General features: G+C 71.9%; 21 protein-coding genes and 2 pseudogenes. 11 read left to right on the forward strand and 12 right to left on the reverse strand.

The window, feature by feature from the left end; genetic code table 11:
- Positions 1 to 353: pseudogene (locus ACWIF2_RS16545) on the reverse strand (hypothetical protein); the annotation flags it as partial.
- 41 nt (positions 354 to 394) lie between these two features.
- Positions 395 to 601, reverse strand: coding sequence for a LysM peptidoglycan-binding domain-containing protein (locus ACWIF2_RS16550; RefSeq protein ID WP_454361092.1), 207 nt, complete (start codon positions 599 to 601; stop codon positions 395 to 397).
- A 385-nt stretch (positions 602 to 986) separates the two neighbouring features.
- On the opposite strand from ACWIF2_RS16550, the gene ACWIF2_RS16555 reads away from it, so the two are divergent.
- Genes ACWIF2_RS16555 through ACWIF2_RS16565 form a run of 3 tightly spaced genes read left to right on the forward strand, consistent with a single transcriptional unit; the run spans position 987 to position 3,177 of the window.
- Positions 987 to 2,057: a Rieske 2Fe-2S domain-containing protein gene (locus tag ACWIF2_RS16555; RefSeq protein WP_454361093.1), complete on the forward strand. Its 1,071-nt coding sequence runs from the start codon at positions 987 to 989 to the stop codon at positions 2,055 to 2,057.
- Positions 2,054 to 2,245: a hypothetical protein gene (locus tag ACWIF2_RS16560; protein WP_454361094.1), complete on the forward strand. Its 192-nt coding sequence runs from the start codon at positions 2,054 to 2,056 to the stop codon at positions 2,243 to 2,245. The genes ACWIF2_RS16555 and ACWIF2_RS16560 overlap by 4 nt, the downstream gene beginning before the upstream one ends.
- On the forward strand, positions 2,242 to 3,177 hold the full coding sequence (locus ACWIF2_RS16565) for a PDR/VanB family oxidoreductase (protein ID WP_454361095.1): 936 nt from the start codon (positions 2,242 to 2,244) through the stop codon (positions 3,175 to 3,177). Before ACWIF2_RS16560 ends, ACWIF2_RS16565 begins: the two co-directional genes overlap by 4 nt.
- Here the strand turns inward: ACWIF2_RS16565 and ACWIF2_RS16570 are convergent.
- Positions 3,092 to 3,943, reverse strand: a complete 852-nt coding sequence (locus ACWIF2_RS16570; protein ID WP_454361096.1) for an IclR family transcriptional regulator domain-containing protein — start codon at positions 3,941 to 3,943, stop codon at positions 3,092 to 3,094. The genes ACWIF2_RS16565 and ACWIF2_RS16570 overlap by 86 nt on opposite strands.
- 191 nt (positions 3,944 to 4,134) lie before the next feature.
- On the opposite strand from ACWIF2_RS16570, the gene ACWIF2_RS16575 reads away from it, so the two are divergent.
- From ACWIF2_RS16575 to ACWIF2_RS16590, 4 genes are read left to right on the forward strand one after another with little or no spacing between them, the layout of a single operon-like run.
- On the forward strand, positions 4,135 to 5,109 hold the full coding sequence (locus ACWIF2_RS16575) for an ABC transporter substrate-binding protein (RefSeq protein ID WP_454361097.1): 975 nt from the start codon (positions 4,135 to 4,137) through the stop codon (positions 5,107 to 5,109).
- A 13-nt stretch (positions 5,110 to 5,122) separates the two neighbouring features.
- The gene (locus tag ACWIF2_RS16580; protein WP_454361098.1) at positions 5,123 to 5,896 is read left to right on the forward strand and encodes an ABC transporter permease; all 774 of its coding nucleotides are present in this window, start codon (positions 5,123 to 5,125) and stop codon (positions 5,894 to 5,896) included.
- A gap of 41 nt (positions 5,897 to 5,937) precedes the next feature.
- Positions 5,938 to 6,672 carry an ABC transporter permease gene (locus ACWIF2_RS16585; RefSeq protein WP_454361157.1) on the forward strand — a complete coding sequence of 245 codons (735 nt, stop codon included), beginning with the start codon at positions 5,938 to 5,940 and terminating at the stop codon, positions 6,670 to 6,672.
- Positions 6,673 to 6,691: 19 nt separating this feature from the next.
- A complete protein-coding gene (locus ACWIF2_RS16590; protein ID WP_454361099.1) occupies positions 6,692 to 7,504 on the forward strand; it encodes an ABC transporter ATP-binding protein in 813 nt (270 codons plus the stop codon).
- Positions 7,505 to 7,512: 8 nt separating this feature from the next.
- Here ACWIF2_RS16590 and ACWIF2_RS16595 read toward each other — a convergent pair whose 3' ends face one another.
- From ACWIF2_RS16595 to ACWIF2_RS16625, 7 genes are all read right to left on the reverse strand, one after another.
- Positions 7,513 to 8,184 carry a GntR family transcriptional regulator gene (locus tag ACWIF2_RS16595; protein WP_454361100.1) on the reverse strand — a complete coding sequence of 224 codons (672 nt, stop codon included), beginning with the start codon at positions 8,182 to 8,184 and terminating at the stop codon, positions 7,513 to 7,515.
- A gap of 43 nt (positions 8,185 to 8,227) precedes the next feature.
- Positions 8,228 to 9,229, reverse strand: a complete 1,002-nt coding sequence (locus ACWIF2_RS16600) for a proline racemase family protein (protein WP_454361101.1) — start codon at positions 9,227 to 9,229, stop codon at positions 8,228 to 8,230.
- A 5-nt stretch (positions 9,230 to 9,234) separates the two neighbouring features.
- Positions 9,235 to 10,125: a dihydrodipicolinate synthase family protein gene (locus tag ACWIF2_RS16605; protein ID WP_454361102.1), complete on the reverse strand. Its 891-nt coding sequence runs from the start codon at positions 10,123 to 10,125 to the stop codon at positions 9,235 to 9,237.
- Positions 10,122 to 11,483: an FAD-dependent oxidoreductase gene (locus tag ACWIF2_RS16610; RefSeq protein ID WP_454361103.1), complete on the reverse strand. Its 1,362-nt coding sequence runs from the start codon at positions 11,481 to 11,483 to the stop codon at positions 10,122 to 10,124. The genes ACWIF2_RS16605 and ACWIF2_RS16610 overlap by 4 nt, the downstream gene beginning before the upstream one ends.
- Entirely contained in the window at positions 11,473 to 11,787 is a 315-nt protein-coding gene (locus ACWIF2_RS16615) for a (2Fe-2S)-binding protein (RefSeq protein WP_454361104.1), read from the reverse strand. The genes ACWIF2_RS16610 and ACWIF2_RS16615 overlap by 11 nt, the downstream gene beginning before the upstream one ends.
- Complete coding sequence (locus ACWIF2_RS16620; protein WP_454361105.1) at positions 11,784 to 12,938, reverse strand: NAD(P)/FAD-dependent oxidoreductase; 1,155 nt, start codon at positions 12,936 to 12,938, stop codon at positions 11,784 to 11,786. Before ACWIF2_RS16620 ends, ACWIF2_RS16615 begins: the two co-directional genes overlap by 4 nt.
- A 69-nt stretch (positions 12,939 to 13,007) precedes the next feature.
- Positions 13,008 to 13,667 carry an MmyB family transcriptional regulator gene (locus ACWIF2_RS16625; RefSeq protein WP_454361106.1) on the reverse strand — a complete coding sequence of 220 codons (660 nt, stop codon included), beginning with the start codon at positions 13,665 to 13,667 and terminating at the stop codon, positions 13,008 to 13,010.
- A gap of 238 nt (positions 13,668 to 13,905) precedes the next feature.
- On the opposite strand from ACWIF2_RS16625, the gene ACWIF2_RS16630 reads away from it, so the two are divergent.
- The 3 genes from ACWIF2_RS16630 to ACWIF2_RS16640 all read left to right on the forward strand — a co-directional run bounded on the left by ACWIF2_RS16630 (position 13,906) and on the right by ACWIF2_RS16640 (position 15,512).
- On the forward strand, positions 13,906 to 14,565 hold the full coding sequence (locus ACWIF2_RS16630; RefSeq protein WP_399016639.1) for a helix-turn-helix domain-containing protein: 660 nt from the start codon (positions 13,906 to 13,908) through the stop codon (positions 14,563 to 14,565).
- Positions 14,566 to 14,597: 32 nt separating this feature from the next.
- Positions 14,598 to 15,128: a toxin-antitoxin system, toxin component gene (locus tag ACWIF2_RS16635; RefSeq protein WP_382596081.1), complete on the forward strand. Its 531-nt coding sequence runs from the start codon at positions 14,598 to 14,600 to the stop codon at positions 15,126 to 15,128.
- 159 nt (positions 15,129 to 15,287) lie between these two features.
- Positions 15,288 to 15,512 carry a hypothetical protein gene (locus ACWIF2_RS16640; RefSeq protein ID WP_454361107.1) on the forward strand — a complete coding sequence of 75 codons (225 nt, stop codon included), beginning with the start codon at positions 15,288 to 15,290 and terminating at the stop codon, positions 15,510 to 15,512.
- Between the two features lie 112 nt (positions 15,513 to 15,624).
- Here the strand turns inward: ACWIF2_RS16640 and ACWIF2_RS16645 are convergent, their stop codons facing one another.
- On the reverse strand, positions 15,625 to 16,284 hold the full coding sequence (locus tag ACWIF2_RS16645; protein ID WP_454361109.1) for a 4'-phosphopantetheinyl transferase family protein: 660 nt from the start codon (positions 16,282 to 16,284) through the stop codon (positions 15,625 to 15,627).
- Positions 16,281 to 17,141: a metallophosphoesterase family protein gene (locus tag ACWIF2_RS16650; RefSeq protein ID WP_454361110.1), complete on the reverse strand. Its 861-nt coding sequence runs from the start codon at positions 17,139 to 17,141 to the stop codon at positions 16,281 to 16,283. Before ACWIF2_RS16650 ends, ACWIF2_RS16645 begins: the two co-directional genes overlap by 4 nt.
- A gap of 257 nt (positions 17,142 to 17,398) precedes the next feature.
- Here ACWIF2_RS16650 and ACWIF2_RS16655 point away from each other — a divergent pair.
- Positions 17,399 to 17,917 (forward strand): annotated as a pseudogene (locus ACWIF2_RS16655) (ATP-grasp domain-containing protein); the annotation flags it as partial.

The raw sequence follows: 17,917 nt of genomic DNA on the forward strand, positions 1-17,917 counted from the left end.
GTTCGGGGCTGAATACGCGTGGCCGGAAGGCCGACGGCTGATGGCGGCCGGGAGGCCGAAGACCATGGCGAGACGCCACCGGTGGTGTCCTCGCCGGTGAGGGTGTCGCGGACATTCGACCAGACGCCCTCGCGGGCGGTCGAGCCCGACCGCGGACTGCGCCAGCCGAATTTCTCGTCGGCGGTAGTGGGGGCCCTTTCGAGATGCCCCCGCATTCCTTCGATGAGCGTAGGGCGCTCTTCCGGGCGGGGATTGACGCCTTCGTACTCGAGTTGCGCTTCGAGATAGGAAACCCGCGTTTTCCCACGCGCGCGGCATGGCGACCGCGACGGCCCGTTACGCAGGCCTGTCATTCGGCTGCGCGTACGGGCCGACACCGGCTTTCGGGTTCTGGTCATTCGCTCTGATACGCACCGCCCTCTCGGCCCTCTTCCCGGGGCGGGGCCACGCGAATCCGGTCGCCGGGGTGAATGAGGTCCGGATCCTCGATCTGCGGGTTCCACTCCAGAATCTCATCCAGACTCACGTGGTGCATCCGCGCGATCTTGGTGAGATTGTCACCGCGTTTCACTACGTAGAACTGCGCTCTTGTCTTTGCCATGCATCCAGCCTAAGGCAATTCTCCGCGAGGATAAAGTGCAGAATTCTGTTTCGATTTCACTTTTTGATTCGGAAACTGTCAGATCACCGGGCGGCCCCGCTTCGATGCGGCGCAGCACCGAGTGCAGGGCGGTCCAGGTCCGCGCCGGTCTGGATCTGCCGCTCGTCCCACCAGGTGGCGCCGACGTCGTGCAGCGGGCCGATCACGTCCCTGGCCTTGGCCGGGTCCGAGGGCGTCGCGCCGCCGGGCACTCCAAGGGGAACCTACGGGCGCGATGTTGACGCCCCGGCGAGGTGCGGCTCTTCCGTGGGACGGAAGTCGCATTGTGCCCCCGTGACGCCCTCCCGGACGATGCGACCACCACCCAGAGACGGGAGCCGCGTCCATGCCTCACACCACCGCCTTCGCCAGGAACCAGTGGTACGTCGCCGCCTACAGTCACGAGGTCGGGCGGGAGTTGCTCGGCCGGACGATCCTCGGTGAGACGCTCGTGCTGTACCGGACCGAGGAGGACGGCACGCCGGTCGTCCTGCACGACCGGTGTGTGCACCGCCGGTACCCGCTCTCCGAGGCCCCGACCCGCCTCGACGGAGACCGGATCGTGTGCGGGTACCACGGGTTCACGTACGACACGACCGGGACGTGTGTGTACGTGCCGGGGCAGAAACGGGTGCCGCGCACCGCCCGGGTCGCCTCCTACCCCGTCGTGGAGCAGGACTCGCTGATCTGGGTGTGGATCGGCGACCCGGCGCTCGCCGACCCGCAGACCATCCCCCGGGCCAGGCACCTGGACTCCCCCGGCTGGGTCACCGTGCGCGGCATGGAGCCCATCGACTGCGACTACGGCCTGCTCGTCGACAACCTCCTCGACCTCTCCCACGAGACGTATCTGCACGGCGGTTACATCGGCACCCCCGAGGTCGCCGAGACGCCGATCACCACGGAGGTCGACGAGGGCGCCGGGATCGTCCGGGTGAGCCGCCACATGGACGACGCCGAGTGCCCGCCGTTCTACGCCAAGTCGACCGGCATAGAGGGCCGGATCACCCGCTGGCAGGACATCGAGTACCACGCCCCCTGCCTGTATCTGCTGCACAGCCGCATCGCCCCGGTCGGTGTGGTGCCCGAGCCGGACGGCAGCGACCCGAACGGCTTCCACACCGAGATCACCTACGCCATCACGCCCTCCGGCGACGGCAAGGTGTACGACTTCTGGGCCGTCTCGCGCGACTGGGCGACGGACGACGCCGAGGTCACCGAGTTCCTGCGGGGCAACAACCACACGGTCGTGATGCAGGACGTCACCGCGCTCAACCTGCTGCAGAAGACGCTCGGCACCGAGCGCACCGGCTACCAGGAGCTGAGCATCAACATCGACACCGGCGGTCTGGCCGCCCGCCGTATCCTCGCCCGGCTGGTCGAGGAGGGCGACAAGCCCCTGGAGAAGGTCCAGTGACGTCGCCCTCTTCCTTCAGGACCGGCGAGGTCTACCGCATCGACTGGCTGCCCGGCACCGACGTCCTGCACGGCACCTGCCACTGCGGCCGTGAGCACACCGCGCAGGATCCGGTGGAGATGTGGGAGTGGTTGCTCGCCCATCCGCAGGGGCACTCGACCGACGAGCCGCGAGGAAACAGCTCATGAGTCTGTACGAAGCCGAACTCGTCGTCGAGGGGCGCGAGTTCGCCGCCGACGGGGTGCTGGCCCTCACCCTGCGCCACCCGCTGGGCGAACCGCTCCCGGCATGGGAGCCGGGCGCGCACATCGACGTCCTGCTCGGCCCGGAGCTGGAGCGGCAGTACTCGCTGTGCGGCGACCCGGCGGACCGGTCGGCCTGGCGGATCGCGGTGCTGCGGGAGCCGGACGGCCGGGGCGGCTCCGCCCATGTGCACGAGCAGGTGGGGCCGGGCGACAAGGTCCGGGTGCGCGGGCCCCGGAACAACTTCGGCCTGGAGCCCGCCCCCGGCTACCGCTTCGTCGCGGGCGGCATCGGCATCACCCCGATCCTGCCCATGCTGGCGGCGGCCGAGGCGGCTGGCGCCGAGTGGACGCTGCTGTACGGCGGACGCACCCGCCGGTCGATGGCGTTCGGCGAGGAACTCGGCCGCTACGGGGACCGGGTGACGTTCGCGCCCGAGGACGAGACCGGGCTGCTGGACCTGCCCTCGGTTCTGGACGCGGTACCCGAGGGCACGCTGGTCTACTGCTGCGGTCCCGGGCCGCTGCTGGACGCGGTCGAGGAGCGCTGTCCGTCCGGAGTGCTGCGCGTGGAGCGGTTCCGGCCCAAGGAGCGACCGGCCGGTGCGGACGGGGAGTTCGAGGTCGAGCTGGCGCGGAGTGGGCTCACCCTCACCGTGGCACCCGGAGTCACCGTGCTGGACACGGTGCGGTCGGCCGGTGTCGAGGTGCTCTTCTCCTGCACCGAGGGCACCTGCGGGACCTGTGAGACCGACGTCCTCGACGGCACCCCGGAACACCGTGACTCCGTGCTCACCCCTCAGGAGCGGGAGAGCGGCGAGACGATGATGATCTGCGTGTCCCGGTGCCGGGGCCGGCGGCTGGTGCTGGACCTGTGATCCGCAGGTCGGCCTCGATGCGGGCGACGGTCGCCAGCAGGTGCGGCAGCAGGTCGCGACGCACCGAGTCGACGGAGTTGCGGCCCGCGTGCACCGCGATGTTGACGGCCGCGACCACCTCGCCTTCCCGGTCCCGCACCGGGGCGGCGACCGACCTCAGCCCCTCCTCCAGCTCTTGGTCGACGACGGCGTAGCCCTGCCTGCGGACGCGGCGCAGCTCCGCCCGCAGGGCCTCCGGCGTGGCGACGGTGCGCGCGGTGAGCGGCTTCAACTCGGCCCGGGCGAGCCGCGTTTCGACCTCCTTGTCCGGCAGATGGGCGAGGATCACCCGGCCCACGGACGTCACATACGCCGGGAAGCGGGTGCCGACCGTGATGGACGCGGTCATGATGCGGCGCGTGGGGACCCGGGCGACGTACACGATGTCGTCGCCGTCGAGGACGCACAGCGAGGACGACTCCCGTACCTGTGCGACGAGCAGCTCCAGATGCGGCTCCGCGATCTGGGGCAGTGTGTAGCTGGAGAGGTAGGAGTAACCGAGTTCCAGCACTCGCGGGGTGAGGCGGAAGCGGCGGCCGTCGGTGTGGACGTAGCCGAGGTCGGCGAGGGTGAGCAGGAAACGGCGAGCGGCGGCGCGCGTCAGATCGCAGGCGCGCGCGACCTCGCTCAGGGTCAGCGCCTGATGCTCGGAGTCGAAGGCGCGGATCACGGCGAGGCCGCGCTCGAAGGACCGGACGAAGTGCGGTGCGCGGGCTTCAGCGGACATCCTGGCCTCCGGCGGGGCGTACGACCGTGCGCTGTGCGCACGCTAGAAGTGCGGATCTCGTGATGTCAACGAGCCGTGCACGCAAGGGCATTGACCATGGATCAGGCCCGGCTCTACGTTCTCGCTGAGCACAAACGTGCTGTCTGCGCACAGCCTGTCGGAGCACCAGAGCCGGTCCCACAGGAGGAGTCATGCGTCGTCGTCCCCTCATTCGTCTCGCGGCCGTGTCCGTTCTGTTCGCCGCGGCGGCGTGCGGTTCGTCCGACGGCGGTGGCTCCTCGGACGGGGGCACCTCGTCCGGCGGGGTGCGGACCGTCAAGGTCGGTCTCATCCCCATCGTCGATGTGGCCCCGCTCTACCTCGGCCAGAAGCGGGGCTTCTTCGAGAAGCAGGGCCTGAAGCTGGAGTTCACCTCGGCACAGGGCGGCGCGGCGATCGTGCCGGGGGTGGCGAGCGGTCAGTTCCAGTTCGGGTTCAGCAATGTGACCTCCCTGATGGTCGCTCAGACCAACGGCGTGCCCGTGGAAGCCGTCGCCAACGGCATCGCGTCGACCGGGGTCGCGGGCAAGGACTTCAGCGCGTTGATGGTCAAGAAGGACAGCGCGATCAAGTCACCGAAGGAGCTCGAGGGCAAGAAGGTCGCCATCAACACCCTCAAGAACATCAACGAGACGGCCGTACGGGCCTCCGTGAGCAAGGCGGGCGGCGACCCGGACAAGGTCAGGTTCGTCGAGCTCGGCTTCGAGCAGATGCCCGCCGCTCTCGACAGCGGCGAGATCGACGCCGCCCAGGTGGTCGAGCCCGCTCAGGCCGCCATCAAGAGCCGGGGCGGCCGGGTGATCGCCTCACCGCTGGTCGACGTCGCGCCGAAGCTCACGGTGGCGATGTACTTCACCTCCACGCGGTACGCGAAGCAGAACCCGGAGGTGGTGAGGAAGTTCCAGGACGCCACGGCCGAGTCCCTGGCCTATGCCGACTCCCACCCGGACGAGGCCCGCCAGATCGTGACGACGTACACGGCGATCCCCGCGGAGGTGCTGGCCCGGGTGACCCTGCCGAGATGGCCGGCCGAGGCCAACCGGTCCTCCCTCGTGGACCTCATGAAGCTCGGCTACGAGGACGGCCTCTTCAAGTCGCCGCCGGACGTGGAAAAGCTGCTGCCGTGAGGGGCGGAACCGGATGAGGGGCGTGAACGCGGCGCCGGGAGCGGCCGGGCTCGCGGCCTTCCTCGCCCTGGGCGAGGCGGTGCCACGGCTCGGCCTGGTCGAGGAGGCCTACTTCCCGCCCACCGGCCGCATCGCCGGGGCCCTCGCGGACGAGGCCGCAGACACCGCCTTCTGGACGGCTCTCGGCGAGACACTCACCGGCTGGGCGCTGGGCCTGGCGATCGCGTCCTGCGCGGGCGTCGTGGTCGGCGTGGTCGTCTCGGTCGTACCGTATCTGCGCCGGGTGACGGCCTCCACGATCGAGTTCCTGCGCCCGATCCCGTCCGTCGCGCTCATCCCCCTGGCGGTCCTGCTCTACGGCACCGAACTGCGCTCGGTGCTCCTGCTCGTCGTCTACGCGTCCTTCTGGCAGGTGCTGATCCAGGTCCTGTACGGCGTGCAGGACGTGGACCCCGTCGCCGACGAGACGGCACGGTCGTACGGCCTCGGCGCCTGGGCGCGGATCCGGCATGTGCTGTGGCCGACCGCGCTGCCGTACGTCATGACCGGCGTGCGCCTCGCGGCGGCCGTCGCGCTGATCCTCGCCGTCACCGCCGAACTCGTCATCGGCGCACCGGGGTTGGGCAAGCGCATCGGCGTGGCGCAGGCCTCTCAGGCGGTGCCGGAGATGTACGCGCTGATCGTGGTCACCGGGCTGCTGGGGCTGCTGATCAACGTGGGCGCGCGGACGGTGGAGCGGCGGGCGCTGGCCTGGCACCAGTCGGTGCGCGGGGAGGTGGCGGTGTGAGACGGGTGCTGTCGGGGCTGGTGTCCGTCGTCGCGCTGCCGATGGTGCTGGTCACGGTCTGGTGGGTGGCGTCGGCCGGCAGCACGGACGTGTACTGGCCTCCGCTGCGGACGATCCTGGAGACCTTCCCTGACGTCTGGACGGCCGAGCGGCTGCGGGCGGACGTGCTGCCCAGCGTGCTGCGGCTGGCCGGCGGATACACGCTGGCGGCCGTCGTCGGCGTGCTGCTCGGCACGGTCATCGGCTCCTACCGGTGGGTGCGGGCGGTGTGCGAGCCGGTGCTGGAGTTCCTGCGGGCGGTGCCGCCGCCGGTGCTGGTGCCGGTCATCATGCTGTTCGCGGGCATCGGCGACACCATGAAGGTCACGGTGATCGCGAGCGGCTGCGTCTGGCCGGTCCTGCTGAACACGGTCGAGGGCGTGCGGGCGGTGGACCCGGTGATGGCCGAGACGGCACGCTGCTACGGCATCACGGGCAGCGCGCGCCTGAGGCATCTGGTCCTGCGCTCGGCGAGCCCGCAGATCTTCGCGGGCCTGCGCCAGGCCCTGTCGATCGGCATCATCCTCATGGTGATCAGCGAGATGTTCGCCGCGAGCAACGGGCTCGGCTTCACCATCGTGCAGTTCCAGCGCGGCTTCGCGATCCCGGACATGTGGACCGGCATCCTCGTGCTCGGTCTGCTCGGCTTCCTGCTGTCGGTGGCCTTCGGGCTGGTCGAGCGGCGGGTGCTCGGCTGGTACCACGGGCTGCGCGCCTCGGCCCGGCGGTCGCCGTGACCTCGAGAAAGGGCGGTCCATGCTCGACGTACGGGGCCTGCGGAAGGTCTACGAGGGGTCGGGGCGGCGCGTGGAGGCGGTCCGCGACCTCACCTTCACCGTGGACGCCGGGGAACTGGTCTGTCTCGTCGGCCCGTCGGGCTGCGGCAAGACGACCCTGCTGAAGTGCCTGGGCGGGCTGCTCACACCCACCGGCGGTGAGGTGCTCCTGGAGGGGCGTAAGGTCAGCGGCCCGCCGCCCGGGACGGCGTTCGTGTTCCAGGAGTACGGGCGCAGTCTGTTCCCCTGGATGCGGGTCGGTGAGAACGTCGAACTGCCGCTGAGGCAGAAGGACTTGGACAAGGCCCGGCGCCGGGAGCTGGTGCGGGACGCGCTGGGGTCCGTGGGGCTGGCGGACGCCGTGGAGGCGTACCCGTGGCAGCTGTCGGGCGGTATGCAGCAGCGGGTCGCCATCGCCCGGGCGCTGGCGTACGAGCCCCGTGTGCTGCTGATGGACGAGCCGTTCGCGGCGGTGGACGCGCAGACACGAGCGGATCTGGAGGATCTGGTACGGGGGCTGTGGCGGGAGCGCGGCATCACGATCCTGTTCGTCACCCACGACATCGACGAGGCCGTCTACCTGGGCGAGCGGGTCATCGTGCTGTCCGCCTCCCCCACCGTCGTGCGGGAGCAGCTCAAGGTCGATCTGCCCCCCGAGCGCGACCAGTTGCACACGCGCGTGGACCCACGCTTCGCCGAGCTGCGTACCCACGTGTACGAGCGGATACAGGCGGCGAAGCGCGGGGTTCCGCAGGACGCGGTCACGAAGCCGGACCCGCCTCCACCTCGCTGAGCAGGATGTCAGGGCGCCGCCCACAGGCCCCGGACATGCCCCAGGTGCCGCGTCATCACCGTCCGTACGGCCGCCTCGTCGCGGGCGAGCAGCGCGTCCAGGATCTCCAGGTGCTCCTCCGCCGACGCCTCCAGCCGCCCCTGCCCGGCGAGCGCGGTCAGTCCGTACAGCCGGGAGCGGCGTCTGAGGTCCCGTACGACGTCGACGAGATGGTCGTTGCCGGCGAGGGCGAGCAGGCCGAGATGGAAGCGCAGGTCGGCCTCGACATAGGCGATGAGGTCGCCGGCCGCCGCGGAGGTGACGATCTCCTGGGCGACCGGGCGCAGTGCCTCAAGCGCCACGGGGTCGGCCGTGACCGCAAGAGCCGCCGTCGTGGGGATCTCGATCAGCGCCCGGACGTGGGTGTACTCGTCGAGTTGCTTTTCGGAGACGGCGGTGACCCGGAAGCCCTTGTTGGGCACGGTGTCGACCAGGCCCTCCTTGGCGAGGTCGAGCATGGCCTCGCGCACGGGGGTGGCGGAGACACCGAAGCGGGCGGCGAGGCCGGGGGCAGAGTAGACCTCGCCCGGGCGCAGTTCACCGGCGATCAGGGCGGCCCGCAGCGCGTCCGCGACCCGCTCCCGGTGGCTGGGCTTTCTGCTGCCCAGCTGGGGCAGGGCGGGGGTGTGCCGCGGGGTCATGACGGTCGGGGTTCCTCTCGGGGTCGGCTCGGATGCGGGCGGCTCACAGGACGAAGCCCGCCGGGAACGGGTCCTCGGGGTCCAGCAGGTACTGGGCGGTGCCGGTGATCCAGGCGCGTCCGGTGAAGCTGGGCAGTACGGCCGGGCGTCCGGCCACCTCGGTCGTGCCGAGCAGTCTGCCGGTGAACCGGGTGCCGATGAAGGACTCGTTGACGAACTCGGTGTGCAGCGGGAGTTCGCCGCGCGCGTGCAGCTGTGCCATCCGGGCGCTGGTGCCGGTGCCGCAGGGCGAGCGGTCGAACCAGCCGGGGTGGATGGCCATGGCGTGCCGGGAGTGGCGGGCGTCCGAGCCGGGGGCGGCCAGGTAGACGTGGTGGAGGCCGTGGATGGACGGGTCCTGAGGGTGCACGGGCGGGTCCTCGGCGTTGACGGCGTCCATGAGGGACAGGCCCGCCCGGAGGATGTCGTCCTTGCGGGACCGGTCGAAGGGCAGGCCGAACCGCTCCAGCGGCAGGATGGCGTAGAAGTTGCCGCCGAACGCGAGGTCGTACGTCACCGTCCGCCCGTCGGCGAGGGTGGCCTTGCGGTCGAGGGCGACGGCGAAGGAGGGCACGTTCTGGAGGGTGACCGCCTTGGCGGCACCGTCCTCGACGGCCACTTCGGCGACGACCGGGCCCGCGGGGGTGTCGAGCCGGATGGTGGTGACCGGCTCGACGACCTCGACCATGCCGGTCTCGACGAGCACGGTCGCCACGCCGATCGTGCCGTGCCCGCACATCGGCAGATAGCCGGAGACCTCGATGTAGACGACGCCCCAGTCGCAGTCGGGCCGGGTCGGCGGCTGGAGGATCGCGCCGCTCATGGCGGAGTGCCCGCGCGGCTCGTTCATCAGCAACTGCTTGATGTCGTCGCGGTGTTCGCGGAAGTACAGCCGCCGCTCGTTCATGGTGGCGCCGGGGACGGTGCCGATGCCGCCCGTGATCACCCGGGTGGGCATGCCCTCGGTGTGCGAGTCGACGGCGTGCAGGACGAGTCTGCTGCGCATGGTCACTACGCCAATCCGGCCGCTACGGCCTTCTCGGTGGCGGCTCGGACGGCGGCCTCCTGCTCGGGCAGCAGCGGCACGCGCGGCGGGCGGCAGGGGCCTCCGTGGCGGCCGACGAGGTCCATGGACAGCTTGATGGCCTGGACGAACTCCACCCGTGAATCCCAGCGCAGCAGCGGGTGCAGCCGGCGGTACAGGCCCTTCGCCGTGTCGAGGTCGCCGTCGACGGCCGCGTGATACAGCTCGACGGAGGCCTGGGGCAGCGCGTTCGGGTAGCCCGCCACCCAGCCCTTGGCGCCCGCGACGGCCAGCTCCAGCAGTACGTCGTCCGCGCCGATCAACAGGTCCAGTTCGGGGGCGAGTTCGGCGATCCGGTAGGCGCGGCGGACATCCCCGGAGAACTCCTTCACGCCCCGGATGTGCCCCTCGCCGTGCAGCCGGGCGAGGAGCTCCGGCACGAGGTCGACCTTGGTGTCGATCGGGTTGTTGTATGCCACGACCGGCAGGCCGGCCTTCGCGACCTCGGCGTAGTGGGCGACGACGGACCGCTCGTCGGCGCGGTAGGCGTTCGGCGGCAGCAGCATCACCGCCTCGCACCCCGTGTCCCCCGCCTGCTCGGCCCAGCGCCGGGACTCGGCGGACCCGTACGCCGCGACGCCGGGCATGACGCGCTGCCCGCCGATCGCCGCGACGGCCGTCTCGACGACCCGGGCGCGCTCCTCGGGGGTGAGCACCTGGTACTCGCCGAGGGAGCCGTTCGGCACGACGCCGTCGCAGCCGTTCTCGACGAGCCAGGCGCAGTGTTCGGCGTACTTGTCGTAGTTGACGGACAGGTCGTGGTTCAGCGGGAGCGCGGTGGCGACGAGGACGCCGCGCCAGGGGCGGTGATCGGTCATGACTGTCCCTCCTGGGAGTGTTGCCGTGCGAGGACGCCGAGCGGCACGGGACGGGCGAACGGCCTTCTGGCCGGGGTCGGTGGGCAGCCGGCCAGGCCTGCGACCGCGCTGCCGCACATCCGGCCCTGGCACCAGCCCATCCCGGCCCGGGTGAGCAGCTTCACGGTGCGCACGTCGCCCGCTCCGAGGTCCAGGGCGTCGCGCACGGCACCGGCGGTGACCTCCTCGCAGCGGCAGACCACGGTGTCGTCGGTGACCTGCTCGGGCCAGTGCGCGGGCGGCGTGTAGGCGGCTTCGAGGGCGGCGGCGGATCTCCCGAGCCGGGTACGGGCCTTGAGGGCTGCCGGGGCCGGGGCGGCGGCGCCGTGCAGATACGCGGCGGCGGAGCACCCGGCGATGTGCCCCTCGGCGAGGGCGAGGGCCGCGCCGCCGACGCCGGTGGACTCGCCGGCCGCCCACACGCCGGGCACGTCCGTGCGCTGCTCGGTGTCGACGGCCACGGCGAGCCCGTCGAGGCCGCAGCCGAGGCCCTCCGCCAGATCGGTGTGCGGGAGCATGCCGTGCCCGACGGCCAGGGTGTCGCAGGGCAGCCGCCGCTCGGTGCCGGTCCTGACGCGTCCGTCCCTGTCGAGGGCGGCGACCGTGACGCCGGTCAGCCGGTCGTCGCCGTGGGCGCGGACGACGGTGTGCCGGGCGAGGAACGGCACGCGATGACGCAGCAGCCGGGCGGCGTATCCGGCGCCCTCCGGGAACTTGCCGGCCAGGGCCCGGCCGTGGCGGACGAGGCGCTTGGGGCCGGCGGACTCGACGAGCGCGGCGACCTCGACTCCGGCCGCCGCGAGCCCGGTCGCCACGGGCAGCAGCAGCGGCCCGGTCCCGGCAACGACGGCTCGGCGCCCCGGCACCACCAGCCCGCCCTTGAGCATGGCCTGGGCGCCCCCGGCGGTGACGACACCCGGCAGGGTCCAGCCGGGGAAAGGCAGCACCTGCTCGTAGCCGCCGGTGGCCAGCAGCACGGCACGGGCCCGCACCTCGCCCGGCTCCTCCTGCTCCGGCCCGAGCAGCGCGTGCACGACGAAGCCGTCGGACACTTTCTCGACGCACCACACATGATGATCGGTCAGCACCCGTACGGCACTGGCGGCGAGTCCGTCGCGCAGCCGCTCCCAGGTCCGCCACCCGTGGTGCAGCGCCTCGGGCCGCCCGGCCCCGAGCCCGGCGGCGGGCTGCCGGTAGAACTGCCCGCCCGCCTCCGTCGCCCCGTCGACGAGCGCGACCCGCGTGCCCCGCGCGGCCGCCGCCAGGGACGCGGCGAGACCGGCCGGTCCGGCCCCGATCACTACCAGGTCAGTCCGCATGCCGCACCCCCTCATGGCCCGTCCCCTCCTGCGTGCCGATCACGTCCCCCGGCCTTACCGGCACCAGACAGGCGCGTTGGTTGGGGCGGCCGTTGACGCTCACCAGGCAGTCGAAGCAGACGCCGATCCCGCAGAACACCCCGCGCGGACGGCCCTCGCCCCGGGTGGCGCGCCAGGAGGTGACGCCCGCCGCCCACAGCACGGCGGCGACCGTCTGCCCGGGCAGCGCCTCGACCGGCCGCCCGTCGAAGGTGACCGTGAAGGCGGGACCGGGCCTGGCTCCCGCCAGCTCCAGCGGATTCACTCGGCCTCCTCGGTGAAGCGGTCGGGCCGGAACGGGCCGAGGTCCAGGTCGGGCTCCTGCCCGGTCAGCGCCTGGGCGATCAGCTGCCCGGTGCCGGTGGCGAGTCCGATGCCCGCGCCCTCGTGCCCGCAGGCGTGGAGAAGTCCGGGCGCCCGGGGATCAGGGCCGATCGCGGGCAGATGGTCGGGCAGATACGGCCGGAAGCCCACGTACGTGCGCAGGGCCCGGACATCGGCGAGGAAGGGGAAGAGGTCCGTCGCTCCCGCCGCCAGCGCGCGCAGTGCCGGGAGCGACAGCGACCGGTCGAAGCCGACCCGTTCGCGGCTGGCGCCGATCAGGACCGGCCCGGCGGGCGTGCCCTCCACCACCGGGGAGGTCTGCAGCGCCGCCGAGTCGCTCGCGACATCGCCCACATAGTCGGCGGCGTACACCTTGTGCCGGATGCGGGGCGGCAGCGGCTCGGTGACCAGGACGAAGCCGCGCCGGGGCAGCACGGGCAGGGACACGCCCGCGCGGGCCGCGATCTCGCCGCCCCAGGTGCCGGCGGCGTTGACGACGGCCGGGGCGTGGATGTCGCCCCGGTCGGTCCGCACCCCGCGCACCGCGCCGCCGGAGTCGCGCAGCACGGCGGTGACCTCCCGGCCGGTGAGCAGCCGGGCCTTCGATGCGCGCAGCAGGTGCGCGGCCGCGAGGGCGGGCATCACCTGGGCGTCCTGCGGGTAGTGCATACCGCCCACGAGCCCGGGGGCCAGATACGGCTCCAGATCGGTGAGCCGGTCGGGCGGTACGGGGACGGCTTCGACCCCGGCCGCGCGCTGCCCGGCGGCGAGTTTCTCCAGCCCGGCCAGTGCACCCTCGGTGCCGGCGACGACGACACCGCCCTTGGCCTCGTACTCGACCGGCGTCCCCAGTCCCTCCCGGGCCAGTCCGGCCCACAGCCGGGCGGACAGCAGGGCGAGTTCGAGTTCGGGTCCGGGCTCCTTGTCGGAGACGAGGAGGTTCCCCTCCCCCGCGCCGGTCGTACCGCCGGCCACCGCGCCCCGGTCCACCACGACGACATCGAGGCCGGCACGGGCCGCGTACAAGGCACAGGCGGCGCCGGCCACTCCGGCTCCGACCACCACGACATCGCAGGTCAGCGACTCGCTCACGCCAGTACTATGTCACACACCACATCGCCTGGGAATGGGCGAACGCCGGTTGAGCAAGACCGGAAGGGCTCAGTCGGCCGCCGGTACGACCCTCAGGTGGGAGGCGGTACGACGCGTCCCGCGCTCCCTGGACGGGGTGCGGCGGGCCTCGCGCAGCACGAACGTGAGCCGGGTGCAGCCCAGCTCCTCGAGCGTCCTGGACGTCTCGACGACGACCCGGCACTCGATGGCGCCCCGGCGCGGGTCCGGGTGCAGCAGCGGGCGTACGGCGCCGTCGTGCTCGACGGCGTCCTCGCCGACCGAGCGGATCCAGTGCGGCAGGCCCTGCCGGTACGCGGCCTCCATGATCGGGTCCTGGGCGATGTCACGGCGGACGGCCTGGAGCCCGTGGTCGGGGCCGTGGCTCTCCACGGTGCGCGCGAAGTGCGCGAGCATCGGCAGGCACCAGCTCGACTCGTGCTCGCCGAGCACCGTGGGGGCGTCGGGGTGGAACAGCACGAACCTGAGGAAGTTGTCGCCCGGCATGGCCGTCGGATGCGGACCCACGCCGGCGAAAAGTGACCGGAACGCGCTATTGGTCAGCGCCACGTCCCAGCAGCGGTCGACGACGAGCGAGGGGGAGGAGACGGCCTCCAAGAGCCCGGCGTAGTCCTCCAGATAGGCCTGGGCCTCTGGAGTCTCGGCGACGGGCCGCGGTGCCGGCCGCTGCCCTCCTGCCTGATATGCCATCGGGAGGTCACCCCTCTTGCCTGTGCGGCCTTGACGCGGCGCCCCGATCCTGCTGCCCGGAGCTGAGGCGTGTCAACTATCGTGGCATTTCGTGCCTGTTGACGGCTGAAATTGGCCACAGTTGTGGCGAGACCTGGATGTGAGTTCGAAGCACCGGCTACGCTCCGGGAAGTTCACGCCGGGGAAAGTCACGGCATCCACTTGTGAGAAGCCTGTGAGAGACGTAGGAGATCTGTCGGTGACGGGTGGCTTCGTCGAAAGTCCGGGCGCCACGTCGACGGCCGTGCTACCGGCCGTCGTCTCCCGTGTCACCGCGCTCGCCGACCGGCTCGGCGTGCCGCACGCCGAGGTCTTCGGCATCGGCCGGCTGTCCGTCGCCTCCGGGGTTCCGGAGCCGGTGGTGAAGGCCCTGCTCTGCGGCAGGCCCGCGGGCGAGCCCGATGTGCAGGCCCGGTTCCTGCAGCGCCTGGACCTGCTGCGCCGGACCCGGCTCAAGCCCACCGGCCGCAAGTACACCCAGCAGGAGATCGCCGACGGCGCCGGAATGTCCCGGCAGCAGGCCGGAGCCCTCATCAACGGCGACCGGCGGCCGACCATGGAGCACTGCGACGCCCTCCAGCGGTTCTTCCGGGTGCACGCCGGATTCCTCACGGCGGAGGACCCCGAGGCGCTCGTGAGCGCCCTCCAGCACATCGAGCAGGAGCTGTTGCAGAAGCTCGCCGACCGTGAGCGGGAGGCGGCCGCGGCGGCCGACGACCCGCTGGAGCGGCTGTTGCAGGACCACGGCGTGCGCGGCATCGCCTGGCGGGCCGCGCAGCTGCCCACCGACCAGCACCGCGACAAGGTCGCGGAGTGGCTGGACATGCTCCTGGAGAGCGTCAAGCGGCCCGATTCGTGACCGTGGGGAGAACTGTGGGCATCGGTAAGGAAATGCGCCGCCTGTGCGGCGAGCTGGTCGCGGAGCTGACCCTCCCCGCGCCGGCACGGCCCGACGAGCTGTACGCCGCGCTGTGCGACGCCATGAGCAGACGCCGTGGCCGGCCCGTCCACTTCCGTACGGCCGCCTTCCCGATCGGGACCGCCAGCGGGCTGTGGCTCGACATGGCCGAGCAGGACCTCGTCGTGATCGAGGAACGCACCGCGCCGGACCACCAGTTGGTGATCCTGGGCCACGAGCTGTGGCACATGAACGCCGGGCACTGCTCCCACCATGTCGAGGGCGCGGCGGTCGCGGCCCGGCTGCTCGACGACACCGCCGATCTCCAGGCGACGGTCCTGAAGGTCGCGGCGCGCACCCGCTTCGACCTGGACGACGAGAAGGAGGCCGAGAGCTTCGGCCTGCTGCTGGCCAGCAAGTGCCGGGCGTGGCTGGCCGGTTCGTCGTCCCGGGGGCCGGTGCAGCGGGACCATCTGGCGGGGCGGATCGAGGCGTCGCTGGGGTATCGGGGTCCGCAGGGCTGACGGGCCGTTGGGGCGCATCCGCCGAGCGGGCGAACCGAGGGGCGGCGGGGCCGGATTGTCAGTGGTGGGCGGCAAGCTGGAGGTGCGCCCTTTCTGTGCGGGGCGTGCGCGCCGAGCGGGCGCGGGACCGATGACGCCGACACGGGGAGAAGCCGACCGATGCAGACCGCCGTACTGACCGACCGTGAGCGCACCGCCGTCCAGGCCTACCTGCGACTGCTGCACACCGTCCGGGCCGCGTTCGATCTGGAGACCGACAGTCGTCCCGCGATGGTGCCGCCCGGGGTTCTCGCCGAGGCGGAGGCGGCACTCGAACGGGCCGGGCTGACCGGTAACGAGGAGGAGTTCTTCCGGTTGCTGCGGAGCTGGTGTCCCGAGTCATAGCGCCCGGGGCGGGAAGGGCGGAGTACGAGCTCGGGAGTGCGGGTGGTCTTCCGGGTGCGGGCCGTTCGGGGTTGTTCGCGCAGTTCCCCGCGCCCCTGAGGGGCGTTGTGCCTCAGTCGTGTGAGACAGCGACGGCCGTTGCGACCAGGCCGCGGGACGTCGTCCAGCGGCCCTCGAAGTGGTCGACGCGGTGGCCGCCGACCAGTGGCCCTGGGACCAGGAGCACCGCGCGGAAACCGCCGTCGGCGGAGAGCTCGATGTCCGCCTCCATGAAGTCCAGCCACTTCCCGGTGAGGGGGAACCACGCCTTGTAGACGGACTCCTTCGCGCTGAACAGCAGCCGGTCCCAGTGGACGTCGGGGCGCTGTGCCGCCAGCCGGCGCAGCCGCTCCGCCTCGGACGGCAGGGACACCGAGGGCAGGACCCCGTCGGGCAGCGGCCCGTGGATCTCGGCGTCGACGCCGAGGGAGGCCAGGTCGGCGGCGCGGACCAGGGCGGCGGCGCAGTAGCCGTCGCAGTGCGTCATGCTGCCGGCCAGCCCGGCGGGCCAGCCCGGGGCGCCGCGCTCCCCCGGCAGGATCGGCTGCGGCGGCACACCGAGCTTCGCCATGGCGCGGCGGGCGCAGGAGCGAACGGCGGCGAACTCCCGCCGGCGCTTGGCGACCGCCCGCGACACGAGCGCCGCCTCCTCGGGGTACAGCGGGGAGTCCGCGCCCTCGTAGCCGTACGCCTCCACCGTGACCACGGTCTCGGGCAGCAGTTCCTCGATCACCGCTCCTCGCCCTCCCCCGGCAGGATGCGCCGCAGCCGCCCCGGCGGCCCGGGCCGCTTGCGCCACTCCCGTGGATAGCCCACCGACACCTCCTCGAAGCGCACGCCCTCGTGCCAGGTGGTGCGGGGGATGTGCAGATGGCCGTAGACCATCGTGTGGACGCGGAACCTGCGGTGCCAGTCGGCGGTCAGCTCGGTGCCGCACCACATGGCGAACTCGGGGTGCCACAGGACGTCCATCGGATGCCGGTCCAGCGGATAGTGGTTGACGGGGATCACCGGCAGGTCCTCGGGCAGCTCGGCGAGTCTGCGTTCGGTCTCGGCGACGCGGGCCCGGCACCAGGCCTCGCGGCTCGGGTACGGGTCGGGGTGCAGCAGGTACTCGTCGGAGCACACGATCCCCGTGCCGTGGGCGTACTCCAGGCCCTGCTCCTTGGTCGTGCACCCGGCCGGCAGGAACGAGTAGTCGTACAGCAGGAACAGCGGGGCGACGGCCACCGGGCCGCCGGGGCCGTCCCAGACGGGGTAGGGGTCCTCGGGTGTCGTCACGCCGAGTTCCCGGCACAGCTCGACCAGGTACTCGTATCGGGCGACGCCGCGCAGGGTGACGGAGTCGCTCGGATGGGTCCACAGCTCGTGGTTCCCGGGCACCCAGACGACCTGGCGGAAGCGGCCCGCGAGCGTCTTGAGGGTCCAGCGGATGTCGGCGACGGTCTCCGCGACGTCACCGGCGACGAGCAGCCAGTCGTCGTCCGTCTCTGGCGTCATGGTCTCGACCAGGGCGCGGTTCTCCGGGTAGCCGATGTGCAGATCGCTGATGGCGAGCAGTTGTCCGACGCCACCGGCCGTCGATGTCACCCTTCATCCCCCTCCGCACACACGAACGCCACCAAGAGATCACATCTCGGCGCCCGGGGACAAGACCGGCCGGATGGCCGCGACGGGAGGAATCCTTCACACGCGCGTTGCACGAGAGGGCCCGCCGAAGCCGTATGATCGGCCGCAACACCACCGCTGAGAACTCCCTTTCACAGGGGCGGTTTGGTGTACCCACATTCATCCTGCCCGGGCACGGGCTGCTGAGCCCTGCCCGCGAACCGTGAAAGGCGGCCTGCATGGTCTCTCGCGTACGCGTCTGGCTCAACCGCACGTACGCGGAGAACGTGTTCTTCATGGATCAGCTGCGGAGAAATCCCAGCGACCGGGCCGTCGAGATCCATGCCACCCACGGAGACCCCGACTCCCCCGTGCTGGCCGCGGCCGACACCGCCGAGCTGGAGCCCGAGGGCCTGTCCCCGGCCGGATACGTCGAGTACGCGCTGGTCCAGTGCGCCCGGCGCGGCATCGATGTGTTCGTGCCCCGGCTGCACCAGTCGGCGGTCGTGGCGCATCGCGCCGAGTTCGAGGCGGCCGGCACGGCGGTGCTGGCACCCCCGCCCGAGGCGGTGGCCGTCTTCCACGACAAGGTGATCGCCTACGAGGCGGTCCAGGCGATCGGCGTGCCGGTGCCGCCGTGGTACCGGGTCCGTTCGGCGGACGAACTGGTCGCCGCCGTCGAGGAGTTGGAGGCCGGTGGACACAAGGCGTGCTTCAAGCCGGCGTCCGGGGCGGGCGGGGTGGGCTTCCGCGTGGTC

The organism is Streptomyces sp. NPDC055506, assembly GCF_053643595.1.

Excerpts from the sequence above, each read along its gene's own strand:
- ACWIF2_RS16590 (WP_454361099.1), top strand. The coding sequence starts at position 6,692 with ATGCTCGACGTACGGGGCCTGCGGAAGGTCTACGAGGGGTCGGGGCGG.
- ACWIF2_RS16625 (WP_454361106.1), bottom strand. The coding sequence starts at position 13,667 with ATGGCATATCAGGCAGGAGGGCAGCGGCCGGCACCGCGGCCCGTCGCC.
- ACWIF2_RS16565 (WP_454361095.1), top strand. The coding sequence starts at position 2,242 with ATGAGTCTGTACGAAGCCGAACTCGTCGTCGAGGGGCGCGAGTTCGCC.
- ACWIF2_RS16580 (WP_454361098.1), top strand. The coding sequence starts at position 5,123 with ATGAGGGGCGTGAACGCGGCGCCGGGAGCGGCCGGGCTCGCGGCCTTC.
- ACWIF2_RS16605 (WP_454361102.1), bottom strand. The coding sequence starts at position 10,125 with ATGACCGATCACCGCCCCTGGCGCGGCGTCCTCGTCGCCACCGCGCTC.
- ACWIF2_RS16555 (WP_454361093.1), top strand. The coding sequence starts at position 987 with ATGCCTCACACCACCGCCTTCGCCAGGAACCAGTGGTACGTCGCCGCC.
- ACWIF2_RS16585 (WP_454361157.1), top strand. The coding sequence starts at position 5,938 with ATGGTGCTGGTCACGGTCTGGTGGGTGGCGTCGGCCGGCAGCACGGAC.
- ACWIF2_RS16570 (WP_454361096.1), bottom strand. The coding sequence starts at position 3,943 with ATGTCCGCTGAAGCCCGCGCACCGCACTTCGTCCGGTCCTTCGAGCGC.
- ACWIF2_RS16595 (WP_454361100.1), bottom strand. The coding sequence starts at position 8,184 with ATGACCCCGCGGCACACCCCCGCCCTGCCCCAGCTGGGCAGCAGAAAG.
- ACWIF2_RS16600 (WP_454361101.1), bottom strand. The coding sequence starts at position 9,229 with ATGCGCAGCAGACTCGTCCTGCACGCCGTCGACTCGCACACCGAGGGC.
- ACWIF2_RS16635 (WP_382596081.1), top strand. The coding sequence starts at position 14,598 with ATGCGCCGCCTGTGCGGCGAGCTGGTCGCGGAGCTGACCCTCCCCGCG.
- ACWIF2_RS16575 (WP_454361097.1), top strand. The coding sequence starts at position 4,135 with ATGCGTCGTCGTCCCCTCATTCGTCTCGCGGCCGTGTCCGTTCTGTTC.
- ACWIF2_RS16640 (WP_454361107.1), top strand. The coding sequence starts at position 15,288 with ATGCAGACCGCCGTACTGACCGACCGTGAGCGCACCGCCGTCCAGGCC.
- ACWIF2_RS16550 (WP_454361092.1), bottom strand. The coding sequence starts at position 601 with ATGGCAAAGACAAGAGCGCAGTTCTACGTAGTGAAACGCGGTGACAAT.
- ACWIF2_RS16610 (WP_454361103.1), bottom strand. The coding sequence starts at position 11,483 with ATGCGGACTGACCTGGTAGTGATCGGGGCCGGACCGGCCGGTCTCGCC.